The 23,672-nt window shown below is 72.4% G+C and carries 21 protein-coding genes; 10 read left to right on the top strand and 11 right to left on the bottom strand.

The window, feature by feature from the left end:
* The first annotated feature begins 6 nt into the window (after window positions 1-6).
* Together CFK41_RS01765 and CFK41_RS01770 are read left to right on the top strand one after the other, a co-directional pair.
* Window positions 7-1,392, top strand: coding sequence for a pectate lyase family protein (locus tag CFK41_RS01765; RefSeq protein WP_096798126.1), 1,386 nt, complete (start codon window positions 7-9; stop codon window positions 1,390-1,392).
* Window positions 1,389-2,276 carry an acetylxylan esterase gene (locus CFK41_RS01770; protein WP_096798127.1) on the top strand — a complete coding sequence of 296 codons (888 nt, stop codon included), beginning with the start codon at window positions 1,389-1,391 and terminating at the stop codon, window positions 2,274-2,276. The genes CFK41_RS01765 and CFK41_RS01770 overlap by 4 nt, the downstream gene beginning before the upstream one ends.
* Window positions 2,277-2,291: 15 nt before the next feature.
* Here the strand turns inward: CFK41_RS01770 and CFK41_RS01775 are convergent, their stop codons facing one another.
* On the bottom strand, window positions 2,292-2,867 hold the full coding sequence (locus tag CFK41_RS01775; protein WP_096798128.1) for a dihydrofolate reductase family protein: 576 nt from the start codon (window positions 2,865-2,867) through the stop codon (window positions 2,292-2,294).
* Window positions 2,868-3,165: 298 nt separating this feature from the next.
* Between CFK41_RS01775 and CFK41_RS01780 the strand changes: the two genes are divergently transcribed.
* Window positions 3,166-4,851 (top strand): ribonuclease J, encoded by a 1,686-nt coding sequence (locus CFK41_RS01780; protein ID WP_096798129.1) that lies wholly within the window; start codon window positions 3,166-3,168, stop codon window positions 4,849-4,851.
* A 79-nt stretch (window positions 4,852-4,930) separates the two neighbouring features.
* Here CFK41_RS01780 and CFK41_RS01785 read toward each other — a convergent pair whose 3' ends face one another.
* Both CFK41_RS01785 and CFK41_RS01790 read right to left on the bottom strand, forming a co-directional pair.
* A complete protein-coding gene (locus CFK41_RS01785; RefSeq protein WP_151904634.1) occupies window positions 4,931-6,478 on the bottom strand; it encodes an HNH endonuclease signature motif containing protein in 1,548 nt (515 codons plus the stop codon).
* 264 nt (window positions 6,479-6,742) lie between these two features.
* Complete coding sequence (locus tag CFK41_RS01790) at window positions 6,743-7,582, bottom strand: helix-turn-helix domain-containing protein (RefSeq protein WP_096798130.1); 840 nt, start codon at window positions 7,580-7,582, stop codon at window positions 6,743-6,745.
* Between the two features lie 56 nt (window positions 7,583-7,638).
* Here CFK41_RS01790 and CFK41_RS01795 point away from each other — a divergent pair, with 56 nt between their 5' ends.
* A complete protein-coding gene (locus CFK41_RS01795) occupies window positions 7,639-8,487 on the top strand; it encodes a phytanoyl-CoA dioxygenase family protein (RefSeq protein ID WP_096798131.1) in 849 nt (282 codons plus the stop codon).
* A 26-nt stretch (window positions 8,488-8,513) separates the two neighbouring features.
* Here the strand turns inward: CFK41_RS01795 and CFK41_RS17880 are convergent, their stop codons facing one another.
* The gene (locus CFK41_RS17880) at window positions 8,514-8,681 is read right to left on the bottom strand and encodes a KOW domain-containing RNA-binding protein (RefSeq protein ID WP_169928765.1); all 168 of its coding nucleotides are present in this window, start codon (window positions 8,679-8,681) and stop codon (window positions 8,514-8,516) included.
* 172 nt (window positions 8,682-8,853) lie between these two features.
* Between CFK41_RS17880 and CFK41_RS01800 the strand changes: the two genes are divergently transcribed.
* Window positions 8,854-9,345 carry a hypothetical protein gene (locus CFK41_RS01800; protein WP_096798132.1) on the top strand — a complete coding sequence of 164 codons (492 nt, stop codon included), beginning with the start codon at window positions 8,854-8,856 and terminating at the stop codon, window positions 9,343-9,345.
* A gap of 16 nt (window positions 9,346-9,361) precedes the next feature.
* Here the strand turns inward: CFK41_RS01800 and CFK41_RS01805 are convergent, their stop codons facing one another.
* Window positions 9,362-9,907, bottom strand: a complete 546-nt coding sequence (locus tag CFK41_RS01805; protein ID WP_096798133.1) for an AAA family ATPase — start codon at window positions 9,905-9,907, stop codon at window positions 9,362-9,364.
* 43 nt (window positions 9,908-9,950) lie between these two features.
* Window positions 9,951-11,042, bottom strand: coding sequence for an NADH:flavin oxidoreductase/NADH oxidase (locus CFK41_RS01810; protein WP_096800887.1), 1,092 nt, complete (start codon window positions 11,040-11,042; stop codon window positions 9,951-9,953).
* A gap of 185 nt (window positions 11,043-11,227) precedes the next feature.
* Between CFK41_RS01810 and CFK41_RS01815 the strand changes: the two genes are divergently transcribed.
* Window positions 11,228-11,536: an ArsR/SmtB family transcription factor gene (locus CFK41_RS01815; RefSeq protein ID WP_096798134.1), complete on the top strand. Its 309-nt coding sequence runs from the start codon at window positions 11,228-11,230 to the stop codon at window positions 11,534-11,536.
* A gap of 21 nt (window positions 11,537-11,557) precedes the next feature.
* Here the strand turns inward: CFK41_RS01815 and CFK41_RS01820 are convergent, their stop codons facing one another.
* Together CFK41_RS01820 and CFK41_RS01825 are read right to left on the bottom strand one after the other, a co-directional pair.
* Window positions 11,558-13,051 (bottom strand): hypothetical protein, encoded by a 1,494-nt coding sequence (locus tag CFK41_RS01820; RefSeq protein ID WP_096798135.1) that lies wholly within the window; start codon window positions 13,049-13,051, stop codon window positions 11,558-11,560.
* A gap of 80 nt (window positions 13,052-13,131) precedes the next feature.
* The gene (locus CFK41_RS01825; RefSeq protein ID WP_169928766.1) at window positions 13,132-15,375 is read right to left on the bottom strand and encodes a glycosyl hydrolase family 95 catalytic domain-containing protein; all 2,244 of its coding nucleotides are present in this window, start codon (window positions 15,373-15,375) and stop codon (window positions 13,132-13,134) included.
* A 253-nt stretch (window positions 15,376-15,628) separates the two neighbouring features.
* On the opposite strand from CFK41_RS01825, the gene CFK41_RS01830 reads away from it, so the two are divergent.
* Genes CFK41_RS01830 through CFK41_RS18265 form a run of 4 tightly spaced genes read left to right on the top strand, consistent with a single transcriptional unit; the run spans window position 15,629 to window position 20,576 of the window.
* Complete coding sequence (locus CFK41_RS01830; RefSeq protein ID WP_096798136.1) at window positions 15,629-16,792, top strand: Gfo/Idh/MocA family protein; 1,164 nt, start codon at window positions 15,629-15,631, stop codon at window positions 16,790-16,792.
* 5 nt (window positions 16,793-16,797) lie between these two features.
* Window positions 16,798-18,030, top strand: coding sequence for a DUF993 family protein (locus tag CFK41_RS01835; protein ID WP_096800889.1), 1,233 nt, complete (start codon window positions 16,798-16,800; stop codon window positions 18,028-18,030).
* Entirely contained in the window at window positions 18,027-18,863 is an 837-nt protein-coding gene (locus tag CFK41_RS01840) for a sugar phosphate isomerase/epimerase family protein (RefSeq protein WP_096798137.1), read from the top strand. Before CFK41_RS01835 ends, CFK41_RS01840 begins: the two co-directional genes overlap by 4 nt.
* 33 nt (window positions 18,864-18,896) lie before the next feature.
* Complete coding sequence (locus CFK41_RS18265) at window positions 18,897-20,576, top strand: acyltransferase (protein WP_096798138.1); 1,680 nt, start codon at window positions 18,897-18,899, stop codon at window positions 20,574-20,576.
* Between the two features lie 30 nt (window positions 20,577-20,606).
* Here the strand turns inward: CFK41_RS18265 and CFK41_RS01850 are convergent, their stop codons facing one another.
* The 3 genes from CFK41_RS01850 to CFK41_RS01860 all read right to left on the bottom strand — a co-directional run bounded on the left by CFK41_RS01850 (window position 20,607) and on the right by CFK41_RS01860 (window position 23,562).
* Window positions 20,607-21,710, bottom strand: coding sequence for a LacI family DNA-binding transcriptional regulator (locus tag CFK41_RS01850; protein ID WP_096798139.1), 1,104 nt, complete (start codon window positions 21,708-21,710; stop codon window positions 20,607-20,609).
* An 83-nt stretch (window positions 21,711-21,793) separates the two neighbouring features.
* A complete protein-coding gene (locus CFK41_RS01855) occupies window positions 21,794-22,783 on the bottom strand; it encodes a hydroxyacid dehydrogenase (protein WP_096798140.1) in 990 nt (329 codons plus the stop codon).
* On the bottom strand, window positions 22,780-23,562 hold the full coding sequence (locus CFK41_RS01860; protein ID WP_096798141.1) for a sugar phosphate isomerase/epimerase family protein: 783 nt from the start codon (window positions 23,560-23,562) through the stop codon (window positions 22,780-22,782). Before CFK41_RS01860 ends, CFK41_RS01855 begins: the two co-directional genes overlap by 4 nt.
* Window positions 23,563-23,672 lie beyond the last annotated feature (110 nt).

The following is a 23,672-nucleotide window of genomic DNA, read 5'->3' on the forward strand; positions in this document are numbered from 1 at the left end:
ACGATCATGACCTCACCGACCCACCTCATCCGCGGCGCGGCCGTCGCCCTCTCCGTCCTCGCGCTCGCCGTGCCCTCCGCCGCGCTCGGCGCTCCCGGTAGGCCTGCGGAGCATCCACGCAGCCCGGCGATCACCGAGTACCAGATCCTCTCCGCCGGCGACGGCTGGGCCGGGGCCGAGGGTGCCGTCACGGGCGGCTCCGAGGCGTCCGCCGAGCAGATCGTCGACGTCGGCAGTCGTGAGGAGCTCCTCGCCGCGCTCGCCGACGCCGGGGACACGCCCTCCATCGTCCGGGTGCACGGGAACATCCCGATGAACGTCGACGACAAGGGCACCCCGCTGACCTGCGAGGGCCTCGCGGAGGGCACCGGCTTCGATCTCGACGCCTATCTCGAGGCGTACGACCCGACCACCTGGGGCACGGACCGCGAGCCCGAGGGCGAGCAGGAGGAGGCCCGTCGCGCCGCCGCGGAGAAGCAGCGTGCGCTGATCCAGGTGGATGTCCCCTCGAACACCACGATCATCGGGGCCGAGGAGGGGGCCGGGCTCACCGGGGCGTCCCTCTCGCTCCGCGGCGTGGACAACGTGATCGTCCGCAACCTGGTGCTCGCGGACACCTACGACTGCTTCCCCGCCCGGGACCCCACCGATGGGGCGCTGGGGAACTGGAACAGCGAGTACGACAGCGTCCGCGTCGTGGACGGGGCGAGCCGCATCTGGATCGACCACAACGCCTTCACCGATGCCCCGATGACCGACGACCAGCTCCCCGAGCACTTCGGTCGCACCTACCAGCGTCATGACGGGGCGCTGGACGTCACCAACGGCTCGGATCTCGTGACCGTCAGCTGGAATGCGTTCCGCGACCACGACAAGCTCACCCTCGTCGGCTCGACGGACAACCCTGATCGCGGCGATCCCGGGAAGCTGCGGGTCACCTTCCACCACAACCTCTACGACGGTGTGGGCCAGCGCGCGCCGCGCGTGAGGTTCGGGCAGGTCGACGTCTACAACAACCACTACGTGATCCGTGAGGCGCAGACGGTCGGGTACGGCTACTCGCTGGGCGTCGGCGTCGACTCGCATCTGTGGGCCGAGGCGAACGCCTTCACGACCGGTGGGGTCGTCGACGCCGGGGACCTGATCACCGTGCTGAAGGGGGCGGAGATCGCCACGCCGGGGAACCTGGTGGACAATCGACGCGTGGATCTCCGTACCGCGTACAACGAAGGACTCCCCGAGGCGGAGCAGCTCGCCGAGGACACCTCGTGGGAGCCCCGGCATCGTCTCTGCCTGGACAAGGTCCAGCACGTCGCCGGGGTCGTCGGCGCCTGGTCGGGGCCGCGCTTCGGCCCGGCGCCCGGGCGCATCGCCGAGGACTGCCTCGCATGACGGTCCCGGCGCAGCGCGAGCGCCTCACCGCACTCCTCGCCCTCGAGCCCGAGACGCCTGACGCTCCGGCGCGCCTCGAGGGCGACTCCGGCGCACCGGGCACCCACGAGGTCGCCCTGATCGCCGCCGACGGCACCCGGATCCCGGCCCTCCTGCTCCGGCCCGACCCGTCGGCGGCGACGGGGGCCGCAGCGGTGCTGGTGGCCGGGCACGGCCGTGGGATCGACGACCTGGTGGCCACGGATCCGGCCGACGGGTACCACGACGCCCTCGCCCACAAGCTGGTGCGGGCGGGGATGACGGTGCTGTGCCCGGAGATGGTCAGCTTCGGCCGGCGCCGGTTCCCATCGGCCGATGCCGAGAACTCCTGCGGGATCGACGCCGCCCGGCACCTCCTGCACGGCCAGCCGGTCATGGGCCACCGGGTCGCGGACGCCCGCACCGCGGTCACAGTCCTGCGAGCGCTGGACGGCGTGGACCCGGAGCGCGTCGCGGTGGTCGGCGGCTCGGGCGGGGGAGCGGTCTCGCTGCTGCTGGCCGCGGTGGACACCCGGGTCGCGGCGGCGCTGGTCTCGAACTACTTCTGCACCTTCGAGGCGAGCATCGGGTCGATACGGCACTGCCCCTGCAACATCATCCCGGGGCTCCTGCCGGGCCTCGAGATGGCGGACATCGCCGCGCTCGTGGCACCGCGGACGCTGGTCCTCGAGGCCGGGCAGCAGGACCGCATCTTCCCGATCGAGGCGACCCGTGCCGCGCACTCGCTGCTCGCCCCGGTCTGGGAGGCGCACGGCGAGCCCGGCCCGGAGCTGGTGGTCACCGACGGCGGTCACGCCTTCCGGGCCGAGCGCTCGCTCGAGGCGCTGCGGGAGCGGCTCGGCTGAGCAGGGCCGGTCGGGTCAGCGCACCACGTCGTAGATCAGCTTCACCACGCCGTTGGAGTAGGCGGCGCTGTCGCGCAGGCGCAGGTCGCGGCGCTCGGCGTCCCCGTCCGGGAAGGCCCGCTTGCCGGTGCCCAGCAGGACCGGGAAGACCAGCAGGTGGTAGCGGTCGATGAGATCGGCCGCGGCGAGGTTCCGGGCCAGCTCTGCGCTGCCGTGGAGGAACAGCGCGCCGCCCTCGGTGGCCTTCAGGGCGGCGACGTCCTCGATGCTGCGCAGCACCTCGATCGGGCCCCAGTCGGCAGTGACGTCGTCGGCCTCGAGCGTCGTGGAGACGACGTACTTGGGCATGTCCTGCCAGGCGGCATGGTCCTCGGAGGTGGACCAGACGGGCCAGAAGGCGTCATAGCTGCGCCGGCCCAGCAGGAGTGCCGAGGTCTCGGCGAGCTCCTCGCCCTTGAGGGAGAACGCCTCGGGGTCGAAGGGCGTCGAGAGCACCCAGCCTCCGTGCGGGTGGCCTTCGGAGGAGTCGCCGGGGGAGTCGACGATCCCATCGGCCGTCATGAACCCTGTCCACACGATCTCGCGTGCCATCTCGGTACCTCCGCAGGTCGGGGCGGCACTCGCGAGCGGTCGCGGTGATCCGTGCCGGGGTGTCGCCGGGGCTGACGCTAGCAACGCGCCCGGCCCCGCGCCAGACTTCCGGCGGCTCGGAACCCCCGCGCACCTGGGCCGACACGGGGATGTCGGAACGTGGGCTATTCGGCACGGATGAGGATCTGAGGCCGACCTGGCGTACGTTGGAGGGTGTGACCGCTGCAGCGAGCCCTGCGACGCGCGCGGAACCGACCAGACCTCTGTCCATGACCCTTCGACGATAGAAGACACCACCATGCCCTCCCCCCGCACCAAGCTCACCGCACCCCCGCGCCTGGCCAAGAACGGCATGCGCATCACGGCCCTCGGCGGCCTCGGCGAGGTCGGCCGCAACATGACCGTGTTCGAGCACGCCGGCAAGCTCATGATCGTCGACTGCGGCGTGCTCTTCCCCGAGGAGCACCAGCCCGGCATCGACGTGATCCTGCCGGACTTCACCTCGATCCGCGATCGCCTCGACGACATCGAGTGCATCGTCCTCACCCACGGGCACGAGGACCACATCGGCGGCGTCCCGTACCTGCTCAAGGAGCGGGCGGACATCCCGCTGGTGGGCTCCGAGCTGACGCTCGCCTTCATCACCGCGAAGCTCAAGGAGCACCGCATCACCCCGAAGACCATCCAGGTCGAGGCGGGGCAGAAGCACAAGGCCGGCTCGTTCGACCTCGAGTTCGTCGCCGTCAACCACTCGATCCCGGATGCGCTCGCGGTCATGATCCGCACCAAGGCCGGGTCCGTGCTGCACACCGGTGACTTCAAGATGGACCAGTTCCCGCTGGACGGCCGCATCACCGACCTGCGCGCCTTCTCCCGGCTCGGCGAGGAGGGTGTGGACCTGTTCCTCACCGACTCGACCAACGCCGAGGTCCCCGGCTTCACCATGTCCGAGCGGGACCTGAACCCGGCGATCGACCAGGTCTTCACCTCGTCGCCGCGACGGATCATCGTCTCCAGCTTCGCCAGCCACGTGCACCGCATCCAGCAGGTGCTCGACGCCGCCCACGCCAACGGCCGCAAGGTCGCCTTCGTGGGCCGCTCGATGGTGCGCAACATGGCGATCGCCCGCGACCTGAACTACCTGAACATCCCCAAGGGCCTGGTCGTCGACTTCCGCAAGATCCAGTCGATGCCCGACCACAAGATCACCCTGATCTGCACCGGCTCGCAGGGCGAGCCGATGGCGGCGCTGGCCCGCATGGCCAACGGCGACCACCAGATCCAGGTCGGCGAGGGCGACACCGTGCTCATGGCGAGCTCGCTCATCCCGGGCAACGAGAACGCCATCTACGGCATCATCAACAAGCTCACCGATCTGGGCGCGAACATCGTGCACAAGGGCAACGCCAAGGTGCACGTCTCCGGTCACGCGAGCGCCGGCGAGCTCGTGTACTGCTACAACATCGTGCGCCCGAAGAACGTCATGCCGGTGCACGGCGAGTCCAAGCACCTGCACGCCAACGCCGAGCTGGCCCGCCGCACCGGCGTCCCGGAGAAGAACATCGTCATCGCGCAGGACGGCGTGACCGTGGACCTCGTCTCCGGCCAGGCGAAGATCTCCGGCAAGGTCGAGGCCGGGCTGGTCTACGTGGACGGCCAGACCATCGGCACCGCCACCGAGGACACCCTCGCCGAGCGTCGCACGCTCTCCGGCGGCGGCGTGGTCACCGTGGTCGCGCTGATCGACCCGAAGACCAACCAGCCCGTCGAGCCGCTGGAGTTCCTCACCAAGGGCTTCGTGCACGACGATCGCACCTTCCAGGGCGCCGAGACCCAGGTCAACAAGGCCCTGGCCCGTGCCCGTCAGGACAAGATCGACGACATCGGCGAGCTCGAGGAGATCATCGTCGAGGCCGTCAGCGGCTACCTGCGCCGCACCTACCGCCGCGAGCCCGCGGTGATGGCGGTCGTCGTCGACGCGTGATCCCGCGCTGATCACCGCCTGATCACGAAGGCCCCTCCTCCCGCACTGCGGGATCGGAGGGGCCTTCGTCGTCCGGTGCTCAGAACGGAGGATCGGGGTACTGGATCGGGTCGGGCGCACTCGCGGGGTCGGGGGCGTCCTCGAGGAGCCCGAGATGGCGGGCCTCCTCCCAGACCAGCATCTCCTCGTAGATCTCGAAGGAGCGCTCGAGCGCCTCGGCGAGCACGGGCGTGACCAGATCCTTGTTCTGCCGCACGTCCATGTGCACGCGGCCGTCGACCAGCCAGGTGGTGCTCCCGTCGGGATTCCGCACGGGATCGAGGATCCTACGGGTCTTCATCGAATGGTGTCGCCAGCACAATCGATGGAGATTCTCGATCGCGGTCTGCCCGCCGTTCTCTGGATTCTGGTGATCGTATTCCTGGATATGGTCCGATTCTCCGACGGTGCAGGTGTTCCGGGTGCATCCGGGGACGGCGCAGACGGGGTCGAGAAGTCTCAGATGCTCCTGCATCGCCGGGGTGGGTGCGTAGCGGTCCGCCTTCAGCGGGAGGAGGGTGCCGTCGGCCGGATCGGTGAGGATCCGGTACCAGGTGGACTCCCCGGCGGCGAGGTGGCGGGCCATGGCCGCCGGCAGCGGGATGGTCCCGTCGATCGTGCCCGGCGCCTCCGACTCCCCGAGCAGCGTCATCGCGGGCACCACGACCTGCAGCCGCATCCGGCTCGCCGGACCCTCGATGCCGCCGGTCTCCAGCACGGAGCGGGTGAGGATCGCGTAGCGCAGCGGGGCGAGGGGCAGATGCCGACCGTCCCGGGCGGCGGATCCGTCGAGGTCGAAGGGGATGGGGGTGCCATCCGCCAGGGCGCGGCGCTGCTCATCCTGGACGGCGCGAGCGGCGGCGTCGAGACGGTGGGAGACGTCGACGATCTCGTGGACCGGCCCGGCGATGATGAGGCGCGCGGTGCCGTTGTTCTCGGGGATCACCTCGAGCGCCACATCGCGCATCTCCTGCGGCGAGGGGCGCGAGGCGGCCGAGCCGAACCAGGCGATGAGCTGGCCGAGCTCCCGGCTGAACCGATCCGCGCGCAGGTTCGCGAGGTCCCAGTCGGCCACGCGGTCATCCAGCAGACGGCACTGGTCCGGGCTGAGGCGGCGCACGCGCCTCAGCAGCAGCTCGAACCAGGTGACCGGGAGATGGCCCGCGGCGAGGCGCTCCAAGGTGCGGGGGAGGCAGGTGACGGCGATGAAGGCGTCCCGCAGCAGCGACCGGGCCTGGTCCAGGGTCACGCGGCGCGCATCGGCGACGAGGATCGCGTAGGTGTCCCCTTCGCCGTCCTCGTCCGTCTCGTCCCAGAGGATCGCGAGGCGTCGCAGTCGCTCCGCGTACGCGCGCGCCTCCTCCCGGTGCGAGTCGAACAGCTCGCGGGCGACGTGATCCTCGACGGATCCCGGCTCGGTGAAGGCGCGCGCGGCGAAGTCGTCGGGATCGAGGGGGTTCCGGGCGCGGACCTGGCGGCGGGGAGGCTCCGTGCCGCGGGGTGTCGAGGGTCGGGTGCGATCGCCCACGGGCCGCGGGGTGGCGGCGCTCGGTCCGATGGCGGTGCGCAGGTCGATGGTGGACGTCATCGCGGCACCTCCTCGGGCGATCTGCGGCGATCATCTGCAGTGTTCTGCAGTGTTCTTGTTCTGCAGTGTTGTTGGTCTACAGGGCCTCAGTTTACCACCTCAGCGATTGTCCGACCAGGCTTATCGGCAATTCTGTGGATATTGTGGATAACCCTGCGGTATGGAGGGGCCGTCAATATGTCGAAGAGTTCCTGATGTGGAAAAGAATGTTGATGAGCGGGCTGTGTGGAGGAAGGGTGCCCCGGGCCCACAGTCCACCACCCCTCACCGATGCCGCTGCCGGTGCTCCGTCGGGCTCATCCCGTGCAGCGAGCGGAAGCGCCGCGAGAAGTAGAGCGGATCGCGGAACCCGGCCCGCCGCGCCACCTCGGCGACCGGCGCCGTGGTGAGCTCCAGCAGCCGCGCCGCGCGTTCGAGCCGCTGGGCCTCTACGTAGCGCGCAAGGGGCGTCCCCACCTGCGCCGTGAACAGGTGCGAGAGGCGGGAGGGGGAGAGGTGCGCGACCTCGGCGAGGGCGCCCGGATCGAGGTCGGCGTCCAGGTGCGCGTCGATGTGCTCGAGCACCGCGAGCACCCTTTCGTCGAGCTGGTGGCGCTGTGGGTTCTGGGTGTCGTACCAGAGCAGGGCCGCCTCGAGGCCGTTCAGGGCGAACAGCTCCGGCCGGCCCACGGCGAGCCGGGCCGCGCGAGCCGCCCCGCGCAGTGCCCGGCGCACACGACCGTCCACCTCGGCGCCGAGACGGATCCTCCCCATCCCCAGCGCGACCTCGGGCCAGTCGAGCAGGGCGAGCCAGGCCGCCGGCGGGTGCACGTGGCTGTACAGCAGGCGCCAGTGCCCGGCCTCGGGGTCGGTGCCGTAGTCGTGTGGGGTCCCCGGGCGCAGCAGCACCGCCTGCCCGGGGTGCGCCGTATGGAGGCCCCCGTCGGCCGATCGCACGATCCCCGCGCCGGCGACGGTGTGGAGCAGGAGCCAGTCCTGCGTGCCGCGCGAGCGGCGCACCCGGTAGCTCGCGTCCTCCTCGAGCTCGCCGAGCAGCACGCGGCCCGTCTCCGGCGGCGGCACCTCGGTGCCGAGCACCTGGCGCCGTGCAGCAGGATCGTCCATGTCCTCGCCCTCCGATCACCTGGTCGACAGATGGTGCTGGTCCTCAGACTGACAGCATGACCACACTGAACACCACCCCCACCGACATCGGGCTCACGATCGCCGACGCCGACGTCGACGCCCAGCAGCTCGCCGCCGCCTACGAGCAGGCCGGAGCCGTGCACCTGCGCGGAGTCCTCACCGCCGAGGAGATTCGGGAGCTGCGCGAGGCGTTCACCGAGCACATCGAGACCGACGGCGCCGGCGGAGCCTTCCACGAGATCCCCGAGGACGATCCGCTGCACGCCTACCCGCGCATGATCCAGCCGCACCGCGACGAGCACCGCCCGGGCCGGCTGGCCCGACGCTGGCTGCTCGACGAGCGCATCATGGGGCGGGTCGCGTCGGCCGTCGGCCCGGTGTGGGCGGCGCAGTCGATGTTCTACTTCAAGCCCGCCGGGGCGCGCGGCCAGGCGATGCACCAGGACAACTACTTCCTGCAGTCCCACCCCGAGACCTGCATCGCCGCCTGGATCGCGGTGGACGACTGCGACGGCGAGAACGGCGCGCTCGGCGTGGTGCCCGGCACCCACCGCTACGAGATCGAGTGCCCCGAGGAGGCCGACGCGACGGAGTCCTTCACCACCATCACCGTCTCCATCCCGGAGCATCTGAGCGTGGTGCAGACGGACATGCGCGCCGGTGACATGCTGATCTTCCACGGCAGCCTCGTGCATGGGTCGAAGCCGAACACGAGCACCGACCGCTTCCGCCGCTCGCTGATCCTCCACTACATCCCCGAGGGCAGCCGCGAGGTGGCCTCCTCCTACCAGCCGCTGCTCGACGCGCACGGCGACGAGGTGCGCATCGAGACCTCCGAGTACGGCGGCGAGTGCGGCGAGGGCTGGGTGGTGGGCAACCACTGAGGCTGACGGGCGGGGGACGGGCGCGGCTAGCCCCAGGGCTCCAGCTCCTCCGCCCGGTAGTACATCTGCTGCGTGCCGCCGAAGCGCACGAGGTAGGTGGAGTCGTCCTCCTTGAGGTAGACGATCGTGCCGTACTGGTGCTGCATCGGTCCGTCCTTGACGCGGACCCCGTCTCCGATGGCGTACTCGTCCATGCTGGCCTCGATTCCTGTGGTGGCGCTGCGGATTCCCCTCCAGGCTCGCGCAACCGGGCGGCGAGCGGTAGGGCGGTTCGTCATGGGTTCTCGGGATGGGGCGGTGCGTCCGCTCGGTCACACCGGGACCCGCGCGTCCCCGTCCGCCCGCTCACAGCGGGACGATGGAGGCATGACCCACCTGTCCGGATCTGCTGACGAGCTCCCCGCCTCCGCTGCGGGCACCCTCCCCGTCCGCGCGATCGCGCTGCTCTGGGTGATCACCGGAGGCCTGGTCGCCGCGGTGACCAGCCCGCTCGGCCTCGAGCACGGGTCCTGGTCCTCGGCTTTCCAGGTGCTGGTGGGCGGTGTCATGCAGGGCGCGCTCGGGATCGCCCAGCACCACCTCGCCGCCGGGAGGATCGGCCGACGGACCCTGCTCGCTCAGCTGCTGGCCTGGAACCTCGGCTGCCTGGCCGTGATCGGCGGGACCCTGATCACCGCGCCCCTGCTGGTCGACGCCGGCGGTCTGCTGCTGGTGGTGGCGATGGTGCTGATGATCCGCGCCGTGGGCCGTGGAGCGCGCGGGCCCGCCTGGGCGCTGTGGCTGTTCCGGGCCGCGCTCGTGGTGACCGCGGCGAGCATCCCGGTGGGCCTCGTGCTCGCGCATCTGCGCGCGGCCTGAGCGCAACCCGATCTCGTCAGCTCGGTACGCCCTGCGGCTCCCACTCCAGCACCTCGTCGACGAGCGCGCCGACCGGTCGCGCGCTGTCCACTCGGAGCACCGGGACGTCGAGGGTGCTCAGCCACTCCTCGTGGCCGGCGCGGCTGCGGCCGGTGAAGGCAGGGTCGTCGTACCCCAGCGCCCACTCGCGGAACTCGGTCCACGCCTGCTGGTCGATCTCCTGACCCTCGCGCCGCACCTGCTCGCGGGCCTCGAGGCGGCGAAGGCGCTCGGCCGGGTCGAGGGTCACGAACACGACAGCCTCGCACCGGGCGAGGACCTCGTCGCCCCAGCCGTTCATCGCGCCGGAGAGCACCCACGCCTCCCTCGGGGCGAACACCTGCTCCATCAGCGTGATCCGCGCCGGGGGCTCCCGCTTCTCCCGGAACGGAGGCGTGGTGGGCACCCAGAAGTAGTCGTCGGCATCGGCGTGGGGCACGGCCCAGCGGTCGGCGAGGGCCCTCGCGAGGGTCGTGGTGCCGGAGCCGCTGGCGCCGAGGACGTGGAGGCGGGAGCGCTGCATGCGTCCATTGTCGCCACCTCTCGCCTCCTCGGCGCCGCGCCGCTCAGCGGTGGGCGCGGTGGTACGCCATCGGGATCAGGTCGGGGTCCTCGTGGTGGAGGGCGTCGGCCGCGCGAAGGGCGAAGTTCGGATCGCGGAGCAGCTCGCGGCCCAGCAGCACCACGTCCGCCTGGCCGGTGAGCAGGATCTGCTCGGCCTGGGCGGGCTCGAGGATCAGGCCGACGGCACCGGTCGGCATCCCGGTCTCGGCCCTGACCGCGGCGGCGAGCGGCACCTGGTAGCCGGGGCCGACGGGGATCTCGGCCGGGGCGTTGCCGCCGGAGGAGACGTCGACCAGGTCCACGCTGTGCTCGGTCAGCCAGCGGGTGACCTGGATGGTCTCCTCGAGGGTGAGGCCGCCCTCGAGCCAGTCCGTCGCCGAGAGGCGCACCAGCAGCGGCATGGAGTCGCCGATCTCCGTGCGCACCGCGTCGACCACGCGCAGCAGCAGCCGGGCGCGGTTCTCGAGCGATCCGCCGTAGGAGTCGGTGCGCTGGTTGGAGAGCGGGGAGAGGAACTCGTGCAGCAGGTAGCCGTGTGCGCCGTGGATCTCGACCAGGTCGAAGCCGGCGTCGGCCGCCCGACGGGCCGAGGCGACGAAGGCGCCGACGGTCGCGTCGAGGTCCGCCTCCTCGGCGGCGCGCGGCGTCGCGACGCCGTCGAAGGGGACGGCCGACGGGGCGAGGGTCTCCCACCCGCCGTCCTCGATCGCCATCGTGGTGTGCCCGCGCCCGGTGCCCCACTCGCCCCATTCCGGCCAGAAGCTGCCCTTGCGGCCCGCGTGCGCGAGCTGGATGCCGATGGCCGCTCCCTGGGAGTGCACGAAGTCGACGATCGGGGCGAGCGCGTCGCGCTGCTCGTCGTTCCAGAGGCCGAGGTCCTTGTCGGAGATGCGGCCCTCGGGGGTGACGCCGGTGGCCTCGACGATGATCGCGCCGGCGCCTCCGCGGGCGAAGCTGCCGTAGTGGACCATGTGCCAGTCGGTCGCGATGCCGTCGTGGGCCTCCACGGCGTACTGGCACATCGGGGGGACCCAGATCCGGTTGCGCACGGTGAGATCGCGCAGCGTGATGGGGTCGAAGAGCAGGTGGGACACGGGGTGAATCTCCAAGCGGGTCGTGGTCGCGGCGGGGGCACGGGTCCAGGGGCCGGTGCCGACGACGCGGATGTTCGACACCGACCATACTTCGATCTGCATCGAACGTCGATGTGATTCGAACATCGATCCAGATCGAACCATCGCGGGTATCATCGTGGTATCGACGCGGAACAGGAGACGACGTGCGCACCCTCGAACACCCCCGGTCCGATGCGCTGTGCATCGACGACGTGCTGACCGCGCTCGCGGACCCGATGCGTCGCCTCATCGTGCGCCGGCTCGCCGAGGGGGAGCACGAGATGACCTGCGTGGCCATCGACCTCCCGGTCGCGAAGTCCACCAGCTCCCATCACTTCCGGGTGCTGCGGGAGGCGGGCGTGATCCGGCAGACCTACGAGGGTGCGTCGATCATGAACGGCCTGCGCCGCGAGGACCTCGCCGCACGGTTCCCCGGCCTGCTGGACGCCGTCCTCGAGGCGCCACAGCGCTGAGCGCGGTGCGTCAGCGGCGTCTCACTGATACGACACGAACCACGGCCGCGGCTCGACGGCGAAGGTCTCCTCCGGGGTGAACATCGGGGTGTCCTCGTCGTAGAAGTTCTTCCACGCCATGAGGATCCCCTCCGGCAGGTCGCGCTGCAGGGCGCGGTAGGTGCCGCGCTTGTCGCCGGGGACGCCGTGGCCGTCGGCGTGCAGGGTGATCGCGAGCTCCGGGCGGGAGGTGTCCACGTCCTGCCGGTCGCGGATCATCGAATGGGTGAACTGGTGGAGGATCAGCACCTTCTGCGGCAGGCCGTGCTCCGCCGTGAGGTCGGCGAGCCAGGTGGAGACCTCGTTGATCTCCGCGGCGTCGACCGAGCCGATCTGCGCGAGGTGCTTCTGACCCGGTGCCAGGCGCCACTCGGAGTCCAGCGCGAGCCCCACGTGCGGGGCCGTGAGCAGGTCCTCGTAGCGCCTCGCCTGGGTGAGGAAGTCGGTGGTGCCGGGCTGCAGGTCGAGCACCACGTACACCCCGGCCTCGCCGGCGGCGTCGACCCACTCGCGCAGCGGCTCGGCCGGTAGCTCGCGGGAGTAGTCGCCGTCGCCCCCTGCATCGGAGTCGGCGACGGTGGCGATGATCTCGAGCGCCGGGACCAGCGGCTCCTCGCCGAGGCCGTCGTACTCGGCGGTCAGCTCCTGCACCCGCGTGATCGTCTCGGCCAGGCCCTGCTCGCCGAGGATCCCGAGCGAGGGGACGCCGGGGGAGCCGTAGGCGGCGATCATGCGGCGGCCCGGCAGGGCGGTGATCCCGCCGCCCGGCAGCTCGGGCGTGGTCAGCGCGTGCTGCAGCCGGTCCACCCAGTCGTCGGCCGCACCGAAGCTCGCCCCGAGGCCGAGCGCGCCCGCCGCGGGGTCGTCGCCGACGGTCTCGCGGAGCGCGGCGATCGATCCGCCGCTGCGGCCCACGTCCCCGTCGGGCATCTCTGCGACCGTGCCGCCGGCGGCGGTGACCAGGGCGTGCGCGACCTCCTGGGCGGGGGAGGGAGCCGACGGGTCCACACTCAGCAGGACGGGGACAGGATGGTTCTCCCGGCGCAGCTCCGGCAGCTCGACGTCGCTCGCGGAGAGGTCGAGCTCGAGCACGTCGAGGTCGCCCTCCAGGCCCTCGGGCACGGTCCCGTCGAGGGTGAGGATCGCGTCGGCGCCGAGCCGCTCGAGCTCCTCGGTCACCGCGTCCCCGACGCCCACCAGCAGGGGGAGGCCGACGCGGGCGGCGAGGGGCGCGAGATCGGCGAGCGTCGCATCGGTCGCGAGGACCACCACCTCCGAGGATTCGAAGAGGGTGGCGCTCAGGGCGAGCGCGGTCGACGCAGGGTCCTCACCCGGCAGCACCGTCGAGGCGGGGGCGTCCTCGGTCAGCACCACCCGGACCTGGTCCCCGCCGGTGCAGGCCGTCAGGGCGCCCAGCAGTGTGAGCGCGGTGAGGCCTGCGAAGGCCCTGCGGGAGAAGGGTGTCGGTCCGTGCATCGCCGCTCTCACTGGTCCTGCTCCTCAGCGTCGCCGTCCGTCCGCCGCGGCGGCCGCTGCCGCCGGGCGGGACCATCGTGTCAGACGAAGCGGTCCGCCCGGACCACCACCGGCTCCAGGTCGGAGAGGGTCACCTCCACGCTCTGCTCCCCGCGGCGCACGCGGTGGGTGCCGAGCGCTCCCGGCCCGAGCGCCCGCAGGGACAGCGCGGTCAGGGCGCCGTCCTTCCAGGTCATGTCCACGGCGATGCCGGGGCGGGCGCGCAGGCCCCGCACGGAGCCGTCGGCCATGATCTCCGGCAGCGCCGGCAGCAGCTCGATCTCGCCCCGGTGGCTCTGGAGCAGACACTCCGCGAGCGCGGCGACGATGCCGAGGTTGCCGTCGATCTGGAACGGCGGATGGGCGGAGAAGAGGTTCGGGTACAGCCCGCTGCGCGCGGTGCCGTCGGGCAGCTCGGCGGGGCGCAGGTAGAGCTCGAGCAGGGACTGGACCCGGTCCGGGCGGTGCAGGCGCGCCCAGAGGCAGGTCTTCCACACCAGCGACCAGCCGGTCGCCTCGTCCCCGCGCGCCTCGAGGCTGCGGGTCGCCGCCTGCTCCTGCTCGGGCGTCGCCGCAGCGGACCCCGGGTAGAGGAAGCCCAGGTGGGAGACGTGCCGGTGGTGCGGCTCCTTCTCCTCGATCCCGTCGCGGTGCCACTCCAGGACCCGCCCGTCGGCGCCGATCCGCGGCCCGGGCATCAGGTCGAGGGCGGAGGCGGCGCTGAGCACGACGGGGTCGTGGTCCTCGCCGAGCAGCGCGGCGGCGTCCACCAGATGCTGAGCGGTCTCCCGCACCAGCCAGCGGTCCATCCCGGTGCCCTCGCTGAGGCTCACCACCGTTCCTTCCTCGGTGAGCCAGAGGTTCTCCGGCGAGGTGGAGGGGAAGGTGACCAGGTGGCCGTCCGCGCTCTCGTGGAGCAGGCAGAGCGCGAAGGCGACGGCCTCGCGCAGCGCGGGGTAGCGCTCGCGGGCGATCTCGAGCGGGTCGCGGCCGTCGTGCGAGGCGAGGGTGCCGAGCAGCTGCTCGAGCCACAGTCCGCCCATCGGCCAGGTCGACCAGGAGGGCTCGCCGCGCACCGGATCGGTGTAACCCCAGGGGTCGGAGTTGTGGTGGACGGTCCAGCCGTCGGCCCCGTAGAGCCGGCGCGCGGTCTCCTGCCCCTCGCGGCGCAGCATCGCCACGTACCCCTCGAGGGCGCCGGCGGCGTCCGGGACGTGCGCGATGGCGGCCGCCCAGTGGTTCATCTCGAGGTTGATGTTCACGGTGAAGTTCGAGGACCACGGCGCCTCGAGGCGCGCGTTCCACAGGCCCTGCAGGTTCGCCGGCGGCAGGCCGGGGCGCGAGGCGGAGCCCAGCAGGTAGCGGCCGTAGGTGAAGGAGGTGGCCAGCAGCTCCGCATCCGCCGAGCCGTCCAGCTGCAGCGAGACCTCCTCGGCGCCCGGGCGGGGGTGGTCGCCGTGGCGGCGGCGCAGCTCCTCCTCGCCGCGGGCCAGGGCGGCGTCGGCCTGCTCCTGCGCCTGTGCGAGAGCCTCCTGCACGGGGCGATCGGGCACCTCGCCGAGCCCGCGCCAGGTGGTCGCGATCGCGCACACCACCAGCATCCTGCCGTCCTCGGCGCGGGTGCGGACCACGACGGCAGCCCGGCTCGCCCGCTCCGGATCCCAGACGGTCTCCAGCTCCCGGCGGAACTGGCCGGCGGGGATGTCGGAGGGTGCGCGCAGCACCAGGTCGAGGCCGTTATCGTGCACCTCGCGGTGCTCCTCGGCCAGCGGAGAGTCGAGCTCGAGCACGGCGCGGGCGCCCTCGGGGCTGGGGAGGGCGTGCACGAGCACCTCGTCGGCCGCGCTGGTGAAGCTGAGATGCTCACCCGCCGCGGCCAGCACCCGGTGCTCGCCGTGCTCGAGGTCCAGGACCCGCTCGGCATCGGCGTCGGCGTCCTCCGCCGCCGCGCCGTCCAGCCGCACCGTCAGGTCGCCGACCGGCAGGTAGGCCTGGGACCAGGCGGCGCCGAGCCGTTCGATCTCCTTCTGGGCCTCCGCGATCTCCCCGTCCTCGAAGAGGGCGCGCGAACGCGCGAGGGCCGCGGCCGCCTCCCGGCGCGGGGTGCGATGGGGTGCGTCGACCCCGGGCATCCCCGACCACAGCGTGGACTCGTTCAGCGAGAAGCGGGCGCAGCTCGCATCACCCCAGACCATCGCGCCGAGGCGGCCGTTGCCGAGGGGGAGGGCCTCGAGCCAGCGCTGCGCGGGACCGCGGCGGCGGAGGAGGGAGGGGGAAGAGCTCACAGGAGGAACCTTTCGTCGGGCGCCGAGGGTCGGTGGGGTCGCGTCGTCCAGGAGTCGTCGTCGACCGCCCCTCCTCGCAGGAGAGCGCGTGGATCTTCCTAGCGGATCAGGGGTGATCGGGGCCACTGCTTGCCCGGTGTTGTCGGCATGCGCTTGCCCGCGCCCGGGGGATGTGCTTGACTTGCCACATCGGAAAGCGGTTACCGCTCGCATCGGCGCGAACGGACCGGACATCACGAAGGGGAGCCGCCACATGGCCGCACGCAGGATCGGGATCATCGTCAACGGCGCCACCGGGCGCATGGGCTATCGGCAGCACCTGGTGCGGTCGCTGCTGGCGATCCAGGAGCAGGGCGGCGTCGAGCTCGCCGACGGGGACCGGCTGGTGCCGGACCTGCTGCTGGTGGGCCGCAACGAGGAGAAGCTGCGCGGCGTCGCCGAGAAGCACGGCCTGACGAACTGGACCACCGACGTCGACGAGGCGCTCGCGAACCCGGACTACGAGGTCTACTTCGACGCGCTGGTCACGAACCTGCGGGTGGAGAACCTCAAGAAGGCCATCGCGGCCGGCAAGGCGATCTACACCGAGAAGCCCACCGCCGAGACCTTCGAGGACGCCCTCGAGCTCGCACGGCTCGCCAAGGAGCACGGCACCGTCAACGGCGTGGTGCACGACAAGCTCTACCTGCCGGGCCTGCTCAAGCTGCGCCGCCTCATCGACTCCGGCTTCTTCGGGGAGATCCTCTCCGTGCGCGGCGAGTTCGGCTACTGGGTCTACGAGGGCGACTGGCAGGCCGCCCAGCGCCCCTCCTGGAACTACCGCAGCGAGGACGGCGGCGGCATCGTCGCGGACATGTTCCCGCACTGGAACTACGTCATCGAGGAGCTGTTCGGCCGCATCGAGGACGTCTACGCCCAGACCGCCACCCACATCGGCACCCGCTGGGACGAGAAGGGCAAGGAGTACACCGCCACGGCCGACGACGCCGCCTACGGCGTCTTCCGCCTCGAGGGCGGCACGGTCGTGCAGATGAACTCCAGCTGGGACGTGCGCGTGCACCGCGACGAGCTGGTCGAGTTCCAGGTCGACGGCACGAAGGGCAGCGCCGTCGTGGGCCTGCACGGCGCGCACATCCAGCCGCGCGAGGCGACCCCGAAGCCCGTGTGGAACCCGGACGTCAAGGACTCGCACAACTACTTCGACGACTGGATCGAGGTGCCGGACAACGCCGGGCCCGACGGCTACGACAACGGCTTCAAGGTGCAGTGGGAGGACTTCCTGGTCCACTACGCAGAGGGCCGTGAGTACCCCTTCGACTTCCTCTCCGGCGCGCGCGGCGTGCGCCTGGCCGAGGCGGGGCTCACCAGCTCCGCCGAGGGCCGCCGCATCACGCTCGACCCGCTGACGGAGGTGTGAGGACCGTGAGCGAGCTGCAGCTGACCCTGCTGGGGGAGGACGGCGCGCTGCGCCGCCTGTCGCTGGCCGAGTCGCCCGCCTTCGCCCGGCCCACCGCGCCGCTGCGCTCCCGCGTGGTCTACGCGGCGGTGCACGTGGTCCCGCAGGTGCACGGCGACAACACCCCCGGCGCCCCGGCGGACATCGACTGGGACGCCACCCTCGCCTTCCGGCGCACCATGTGGTCCCGCGGGCTCGGGGTGGCCGACGCGATGGACACCGCCCAGCGCAACATGGGCCTGGACCCCGTGGCGACCCGCGAGCTGATCACCCGCACCGCCGACGCCGCGCGTGCCGCGCTCCAGGACCCGGAGATCTCCGCCGTGTTCCCCGAGGGTGCGGGCGTGAGCGACCTCGTGGTGGCCGGCGTGAACACCGACCAGCGCAGCGAGCAGGAGCTGAGCCTCGACGAGGTCGTCGAGGCGTACCTCGAGCAGCTCCGCGCCACCGAGGCCTCGGGAGCCGGGACCGTGCTGATGGCCAGCCGGCACCTCGCCCGCGCGGCGAGCACCCCGGCCGAGTACGAGGACGTCTACCGCCGCGTGCTCGAGGCCGCGACCGAGCCGGTGGTGCTGCACTGGCTGGGAACCGTCTTCGACCCGCAGCTCGCCGGCTACTTCGGGAGCGACGACCCCGCCGTCGGGGCCGAGACCCTGCTGCGCATCATCGAGGCGGACCCCTCGAAGATCCGCGGCGTGAAGATGAGCCTGCTCGACGACGCCGCCGAGATCGCGGTGCGCGGGCGCCTGCCCGAGGGCGTGCGCATGCTCACCGGGGACGACTTCCACTTCTCCCACCTCATCGTGGGCGATGGGGACGGGGCGTACTCCGACGCCCTGCTCGGCGCCTTCGCCGCCACAGCCCCCGCGGCCTCCGCCGCCGTGCAGGCGCTGGATGCCGGGGACACCGACGAGGCGCGCCGCATCCTCGACGCCTCCGAGCAGCTGGGCCGGCACATCTTCTCCGCGCCCACCTTCCACTACAAGACCGGCGTGGCCTTCCTGGCCTGGCTCAACGGCCACCAGGACGCCTTCGTCATGGTGGGCGGGATGCACTCCGCCCGCAGCCTCCCGCACCTCTCGCGCACCATCGAGCTCGCCGCCGCCACCGGCAACCTCGAGCAGCCCGCCCTCGCCGTCGAGCGCTGGCACAGCATGCTGCGCCTGGCCGGGTACACGATCGACGAAGGAGCCGCATGAGCACGCAGCGCCTGTCCCTGAACCGCTGGACCTTCCGCACCACGCCCCTGCAGGAGTTCCTCGAGACCACCGTCTCCCACGGGATCGAGTCCGTGGGGCTGTGGCGCCAGGACGTCGCCGAGGTGGGCCTGGACGCCCTGCGCCGACGGGTCGACGACGCCGGGCTGCGGGTCAGCTCGCTGTGCCGCGGCGGCTTCCTCACCGCCTCCGCCGCGGTGGACCGCACCGCCGCGCTCGAGGACAACCGCCGGGCGATCGACGAGACCGCCGGGCTCGGCGCCCCCACTCTGGTGCTCGTGGTGGGCGGGGTGGACCGCGCGGACAAGGACATCGTCGGCGCCCGCACCCGGGTCACCGAGGCGATCGCCGAGCTCGCGCCCTACGCCGCCGAGCGTGGGGTGACGCTGTCCATCGAGCCGCTGCACCCCATGTTCGCGGCCGACCGGGCCGTGGTCTCCACCCTCGACCAGGCCCTCGACATCGCCGAGGCCTCCGGCAACCCCGCCGCCGGCGTGGTCGTGGACACCTATCACGTGTGGTGGGATCCGTACCTCGAGCGCGCGATCCAGCGGGCCGCCGCGGCGGATCGCCTGTTCAGCTACCAGGTGTGCGACTGGAACCTGCCGCTCGCGGCGGAGCCCCTGCACTCCCGCGGCTACATGGGCGACGGCTACATCGACTTCCCCTCCATCACCCGCATGGTCGCGGCCACGGGCTACACCGGGGACATCGAGGTCGAGATCTTCAACGAGGACGTCTGGGCCACCCCGGCCGACGACGCCGCGCGGACCATCGCCGAACGCTACGCGGAACTCGTCCTGCCGCACGCCTGAGGAACTCACTCCGCCCATGGAAGGATCCTCTCCATGACCACCAGCGACCCGCAGGGACTCGTCGACGCCGAGCACGACTTCAACGCCTGGTCCTTCTGGGCCGAGGCGGGGGAGGAGGAGCAGGCGCGCCAGCGGGAGCGGCTGGACGCCCTGGCGCAGGCCGGGGCCGTGCTCGGCGAGCGGTGCGTGGTCTCGACCTGGGCGGCCTGCTTCCCGGACCGTCTGGTGCTCGGGGCCGGCTCGTACCTGGCCGCCTTCAGCTACGTCACCGGTGACGTCGAGATCGGGGAGCACTCCACCCTCAACGCCTACTCGGTGGTGCGGGGCCGGGTGCGGATCGGGGACGGCGTGCGGATCGGCGCGCACACCTCGGTGCTCGGGTTCGACCACTCGATCGCCCCGGAGCTCCCGGTGCGCAAACAGCCGCTGACCAGCGCGGGCATCACCATCGGGGACGACGTCTACATCGGCTCCCACGTGGCGGTGGTCGACGGCGTCGCCATCGGCGCGCACAGCGTGATCGGCGCCGGGGCCGTGGTCACCCGGGACGTCCCCGAGTGGTCGGTGATGGTGGGCAACCCGGCGCGACGGATCCGCGACCGGCGCGGCACCTCCGCCCCGGCCCGCGGACAGGACGCCACAGGCGCCCTGCAGCGGCTCGCCGAGAGCGCCCGACGGGACGGCGCCGCGGTGCTGGAGCGCTGCTGGGACCCGGAGCAGCAGGCCTTCGTCGACACCCCCGGGGCGCCCGCGACCGTGCGCGCCCTCTGCGACGCGATCGAGATCGCGGCCCTGATGGGCGACGGCGAGCTGCCCGGCCTCTCCCGGGCCGACGCCGCCCGGGACCTCCTGTCCCGCCAGGACGAGGCCACCGGGCTGATCCCCGAGCGTGCGAGCGCAGGGGAGGCGGCCGAGGGGGAGAGCGTCGACGCCGTCGCGCTCGGCGGCGGCCGGATGCGCTATCACGTGCTGAGCGCCGGGTACGCGCTGGACCTGCTCGGCGAGCGGTTCGCGCATCCGGTGCGGGTGGTGGACGAGCTCGACGCCGAGGCGATGCTCGCCGCGGTCGCCGCCCAGCCGTGGGGAGAGCGCGCCTGGGGCGCCGGCGACTGGGTCGACGTGGTGGGCACGGCCCTGACCTGGAACCGGGAGTGGTTCGGGCTCGACGGTGCCGTCGAGGCGCTGCTGGGCTGGTTGCACCTGGCCGTCGACCGCCGCTCCGGCACCTGGGGCGCGCCCCAGGGGAGCGACGGCCTGCGCCAGCCGGTCAACGGGTACTACCGGCTCACCCGCGGCACCTTCGCGCAGTGGGGACTTCCCGTGCCGCACCCCGAGCGGACCATCGACACCGTCCTCGCCCACGCCCAGGACCAGCGCTTCTTCGGCACGGGACGCTCCACGGCCTGCGACGTCCTCGACATCGCGCATCCGCTCTGGCTCGCCGGCCAGCAGACTGCCCACCGCGCCGACGAGGTGCGGGAGTGGGCGCAGCGGCAGGCGATCGATCTGGAGCGGGCCTGGAAGCCCGGGCGCGGATTCGGCTTCGCGCAGCGACCGGATGACGTCGGCCAGGCCGCGCCGGGGCTGCAGGGCACCGAGATGTGGCTCGCGATCAGCTGGTACCTCGCGGACCTGCTCGGGGCGGCGGGGTCGCTGGGCCTCGAGCCGCGCGGGGTGCATCGGCCCTGGCCGCGCCTGACGATCACCCGCTGAGAGCGGGCGGGACGGGTAGAGAGGGCCCGGTCAGGAGCGGGCGGTGAGAGCGGTCGACTCGCGCAGGTGCACGTCGCCGCGCACATGGACCTCGGTCGCGGTGCTGGGCGCCTCGCCCACCTCGGCGGTGCTGTCGTCCGCGTCGGCGGTGTCGTCCTCGCCCTCCGCAGCTGGGCGCTCGAGCACCCACTCCACCGCCTGGCGCGCCATCTCGTGCAAGGGCAGCGCGATGGTGGTCAGCGTGGGGGCGGCGTCCTCGCCGTCGGGCACCCCGCCGAATCCGGCGACCGCGACCCGGCCGGGCACGTCGATCCCGCGGCGGCGCAGCTCGCCGAGCGCGCCGAGGGCCATGACGTCGGCCGGGGCGAAGACGCACAGCGGCAGGTCCTCGCCGGCGGGGGCCGAGACGAGGTGGTCCTCGATCACGGCGGCCAGCTCGTAGCCGCCCTCGCGGGTCAGGCCCGCCTCCACGCTGAGCTCCGGCTCGATGCCGGCCTCGGTGAGCGCGGCGATGAAGCCGCCGGTGCGGTCCGCGGCGGAGGGGATGCCGGAGATGCCCTGCACCACCGCGAAGCGCCGGTGGCCCTCGACGACGAGCGAGGTCGCGAGCTCGTGGGCGGCGGCGGCGTTGTCGGGGACGATCGTGCGGCCCACGCCCACGGCCTGCCCCATGCCCACGACCTTGCCGCCGTTGCGCACGAACCCCTCGAGCAGGGTGCTGATCGCGGCGTCGGAGTCGTTGCCGTAGCGGTGCGAGCCCACCAGCACCAGGGCGTCGACCTGCTGGGCGATGAGGGAGCGCAGGGCCCGCACCTCGGTGTCGATCTCGCGGTCGGTCTGGGTGAGCAGCACCTGGGACTGGGAGGCGAAGACCTGCTGCTGGACCTCGCGGGCGATGGTCGCGAAGTAGGGATCGGCGATGTCGTGCACGACCAGGCCGATGAGGCCCGAGCGCGAGCGGGCCAGCGCCTGGGCCTGGGCGTTGGGGACGTAGCCCAGCCGATCGGCCGCGGCGCGCACCTTCTCGGCCACGGCCTTGCCGGGGACTCGGGAGGATCCGTTGAGCACCCGGGACGCTGTTGCCAGGGAGACCCCGGCGTCCTGGGCGACGTCGCTGAGGCGCACGGCGGGCATCGGGACTCCTTCCACGGGGCAGGGTCGGGAAACGCTGTCCTGCCGTTGTCAGCATATCGGGGAGGGTGCCGCCGCGTGCCCGGTCAGGCGGAGACGTCGCGGCGGCCGCCGTCCACCGGGAAGCGCGGCGGCTCACCGGCTCTCAGGCGTCTGACCTCCTCGAGCGCCGCCTCGCCCATCCTGTGGAGCTCGTTGCCCTGGGACCCGGCGAGGTGCGGGGTGATGCTCGCCCGTGGTGCGTTCCACAGCGGATCATCGTCCGCGAGGTCGTCGTGCACGTCCAGCACGGCGGCGATCCGGCCGGAGACCACCTCGTCACGCAGCGCGTCGAGATCCACCAGGGCGGGGCGGGCGGTGTTGACGAAGGTGGTCCCGTCGCGCAGCAGCGCGAGCAGACCCCGGCTGACCAGTCCCCGGGTGGAGGGGACGTCCGGGGCGTGCAGGCTCACCACGTCGCTGCGCGCGTACAGCTCCTCCGGCTCGACCTTCGTGGCGCCGAGCGCGGTGACCTCCTCGGCGCTCGCGAAGGGGTCGGTGATCAGCACCTCGACGTCGAAGGAGCGCAGGTGCTCGGCGACCAGGACCCCGATGCGGGAGGCGCCGACGAGCCCCACCACGGCGCCGTGGTTCCCGATCTCGGAGGCGGCGATGCTCGTGGGCGGGCGGTGGTCACGGCGGTAGGCGTGCTCCTGGGCGAGGGTGCGCTTCCCGGCCAGCAGGATCTGGGCGAGGGTGAACTCCGCGACGGGGACCGCGTTGGCCTCGGTCGCGGAGGTGACGGTGAGGTCGCCGCGCTCCCAGACGGCGTCGGTGACGATGCCGCGCACGGTCCCGGCGGTGTGCACGATCGCACGCAGCCGCGGCAGGCGGGCCAGGGCCGCGGCGTCGACGGGGCCGGAGCCCCAGCCGGTCAGCAGCACCTCCACCTCGGCCAGCTCGGCGTCCTCGGCCGCGGAGAGGTCCGGCACGGTCCGCCCGGTGTCGATCTCGGCCAGCTCCCGTAGCCGGGAGAGCTGGGACGCGGTGAACATGCGGTGCTGCAGCCCCGCGGGCATCGCCAGCAGCGCTCTCATCGGGCGGTCTCCTCGCCGGCGGTGATGAGGGTGCGCAGCGTGTCCGTCTCGCGGCGCAGCAGGGCGGGGTCGTCGCCGGGGACGAACTCGAGCAGCGCGTCGCGGTCCGTGCCCTGGGCGGCGAGGACGGTGAAGACCTGCTCCCACAGCTCGGAGCGCTCGGACAGGGCGAGGCGCTCGTGGCCCGGCCACCACGAGAAGACGTGGATCGTGGAGGTGCGGGGGAGCACCCGGCGCAGGGTGCCGATCGCGTCCTCGGCGGGCATGTCCTGGTGGGGCTGCCAGTAGGAGTGCACGGTCGGGTGGCCGATCTCGTCCAGCAGGCGCAGGGTCGAGCCGATCTCGTCGGTGAGGGTGCCCCCGTGGAACTCGAGGCCGACGTCGATGCCGTGCGCGGCGGCGAGGTCGGCGAACTCCTGGATCCGACGAACGGTCCGGGCGCGCTCCTCGACGGTGGCCTCGGCGGAGCCGGTGCGGGAGGCCCAGACCCGGATCCGCGGGGCGCCGAGGGCGCGGGCGGCGGCGAGCACCGCCTCGCCCTCGGTCCGGACCTCCTCGTCGGCGCCGACGAACCGCAGGTAGGAGCCGTAGGACGCGACGGCGAGGCCGGCCTGCTCGGTGAGGGCCCGTGCCTGTTCGGCCGCGGCGACGTCGCCCGGCGGGACATGGACGTCCCCGGCCCACTCGATGCACTCGAGACCGGCGGCCCGGGCGTGATCGACCACGTCCGGGACCGCGAGATCGCGGAAGGTGACGGAGCAGAGTCCGGGGCGGATCACGGGTGCCTCCTGCGGAGCGGTCGGTGCACGGCGCGGGCCGCAGCGCCGCGGACGGGATGGAAAGCGATTGCCTTCCAGTGTATCCGCGCAGCCCTGGGGTGCCCTGTCAG

Source organism: Brachybacterium ginsengisoli, from assembly GCF_002407065.1.
Lineage (GTDB): Bacteria > Actinomycetota > Actinomycetes > Actinomycetales > Dermabacteraceae > Brachybacterium > Brachybacterium ginsengisoli.

Bases quoted from the DNA above. Each gene is read 5' to 3' on its own strand.
- CFK41_RS01805 (WP_096798133.1), bottom strand. From the start codon at position 9,907: ATGCAGCGCTCCCGCCTCCACGTCCTCGGCGCCAGCGGCTCCGGCACC.
- CFK41_RS01770 (WP_096798127.1), top strand. From the start codon at position 1,389: ATGACGGTCCCGGCGCAGCGCGAGCGCCTCACCGCACTCCTCGCCCTC.
- CFK41_RS01840 (WP_096798137.1), top strand. From the start codon at position 18,027: ATGAGCACGCAGCGCCTGTCCCTGAACCGCTGGACCTTCCGCACCACG.
- CFK41_RS01795 (WP_096798131.1), top strand. From the start codon at position 7,639: ATGACCACACTGAACACCACCCCCACCGACATCGGGCTCACGATCGCC.
- CFK41_RS01785 (WP_151904634.1), bottom strand. From the start codon at position 6,478: ATGACGTCCACCATCGACCTGCGCACCGCCATCGGACCGAGCGCCGCC.
- CFK41_RS01820 (WP_096798135.1), bottom strand. From the start codon at position 13,051: ATGCACGGACCGACACCCTTCTCCCGCAGGGCCTTCGCAGGCCTCACC.
- CFK41_RS18265 (WP_096798138.1), top strand. From the start codon at position 18,897: ATGACCACCAGCGACCCGCAGGGACTCGTCGACGCCGAGCACGACTTC.
- CFK41_RS01780 (WP_096798129.1), top strand. From the start codon at position 3,166: ATGCCCTCCCCCCGCACCAAGCTCACCGCACCCCCGCGCCTGGCCAAG.
- CFK41_RS01850 (WP_096798139.1), bottom strand. From the start codon at position 21,710: ATGCCCGCCGTGCGCCTCAGCGACGTCGCCCAGGACGCCGGGGTCTCC.
- CFK41_RS01775 (WP_096798128.1), bottom strand. From the start codon at position 2,867: ATGGCACGCGAGATCGTGTGGACAGGGTTCATGACGGCCGATGGGATC.
- CFK41_RS01790 (WP_096798130.1), bottom strand. From the start codon at position 7,582: ATGGACGATCCTGCTGCACGGCGCCAGGTGCTCGGCACCGAGGTGCCG.
- CFK41_RS01765 (WP_096798126.1), top strand. From the start codon at position 7: ATGACCTCACCGACCCACCTCATCCGCGGCGCGGCCGTCGCCCTCTCC.
- CFK41_RS01800 (WP_096798132.1), top strand. From the start codon at position 8,854: ATGACCCACCTGTCCGGATCTGCTGACGAGCTCCCCGCCTCCGCTGCG.
- CFK41_RS01830 (WP_096798136.1), top strand. From the start codon at position 15,629: ATGGCCGCACGCAGGATCGGGATCATCGTCAACGGCGCCACCGGGCGC.
- CFK41_RS01855 (WP_096798140.1), bottom strand. From the start codon at position 22,783: ATGAGAGCGCTGCTGGCGATGCCCGCGGGGCTGCAGCACCGCATGTTC.
- CFK41_RS17880 (WP_169928765.1), bottom strand. From the start codon at position 8,681: ATGGACGAGTACGCCATCGGAGACGGGGTCCGCGTCAAGGACGGACCG.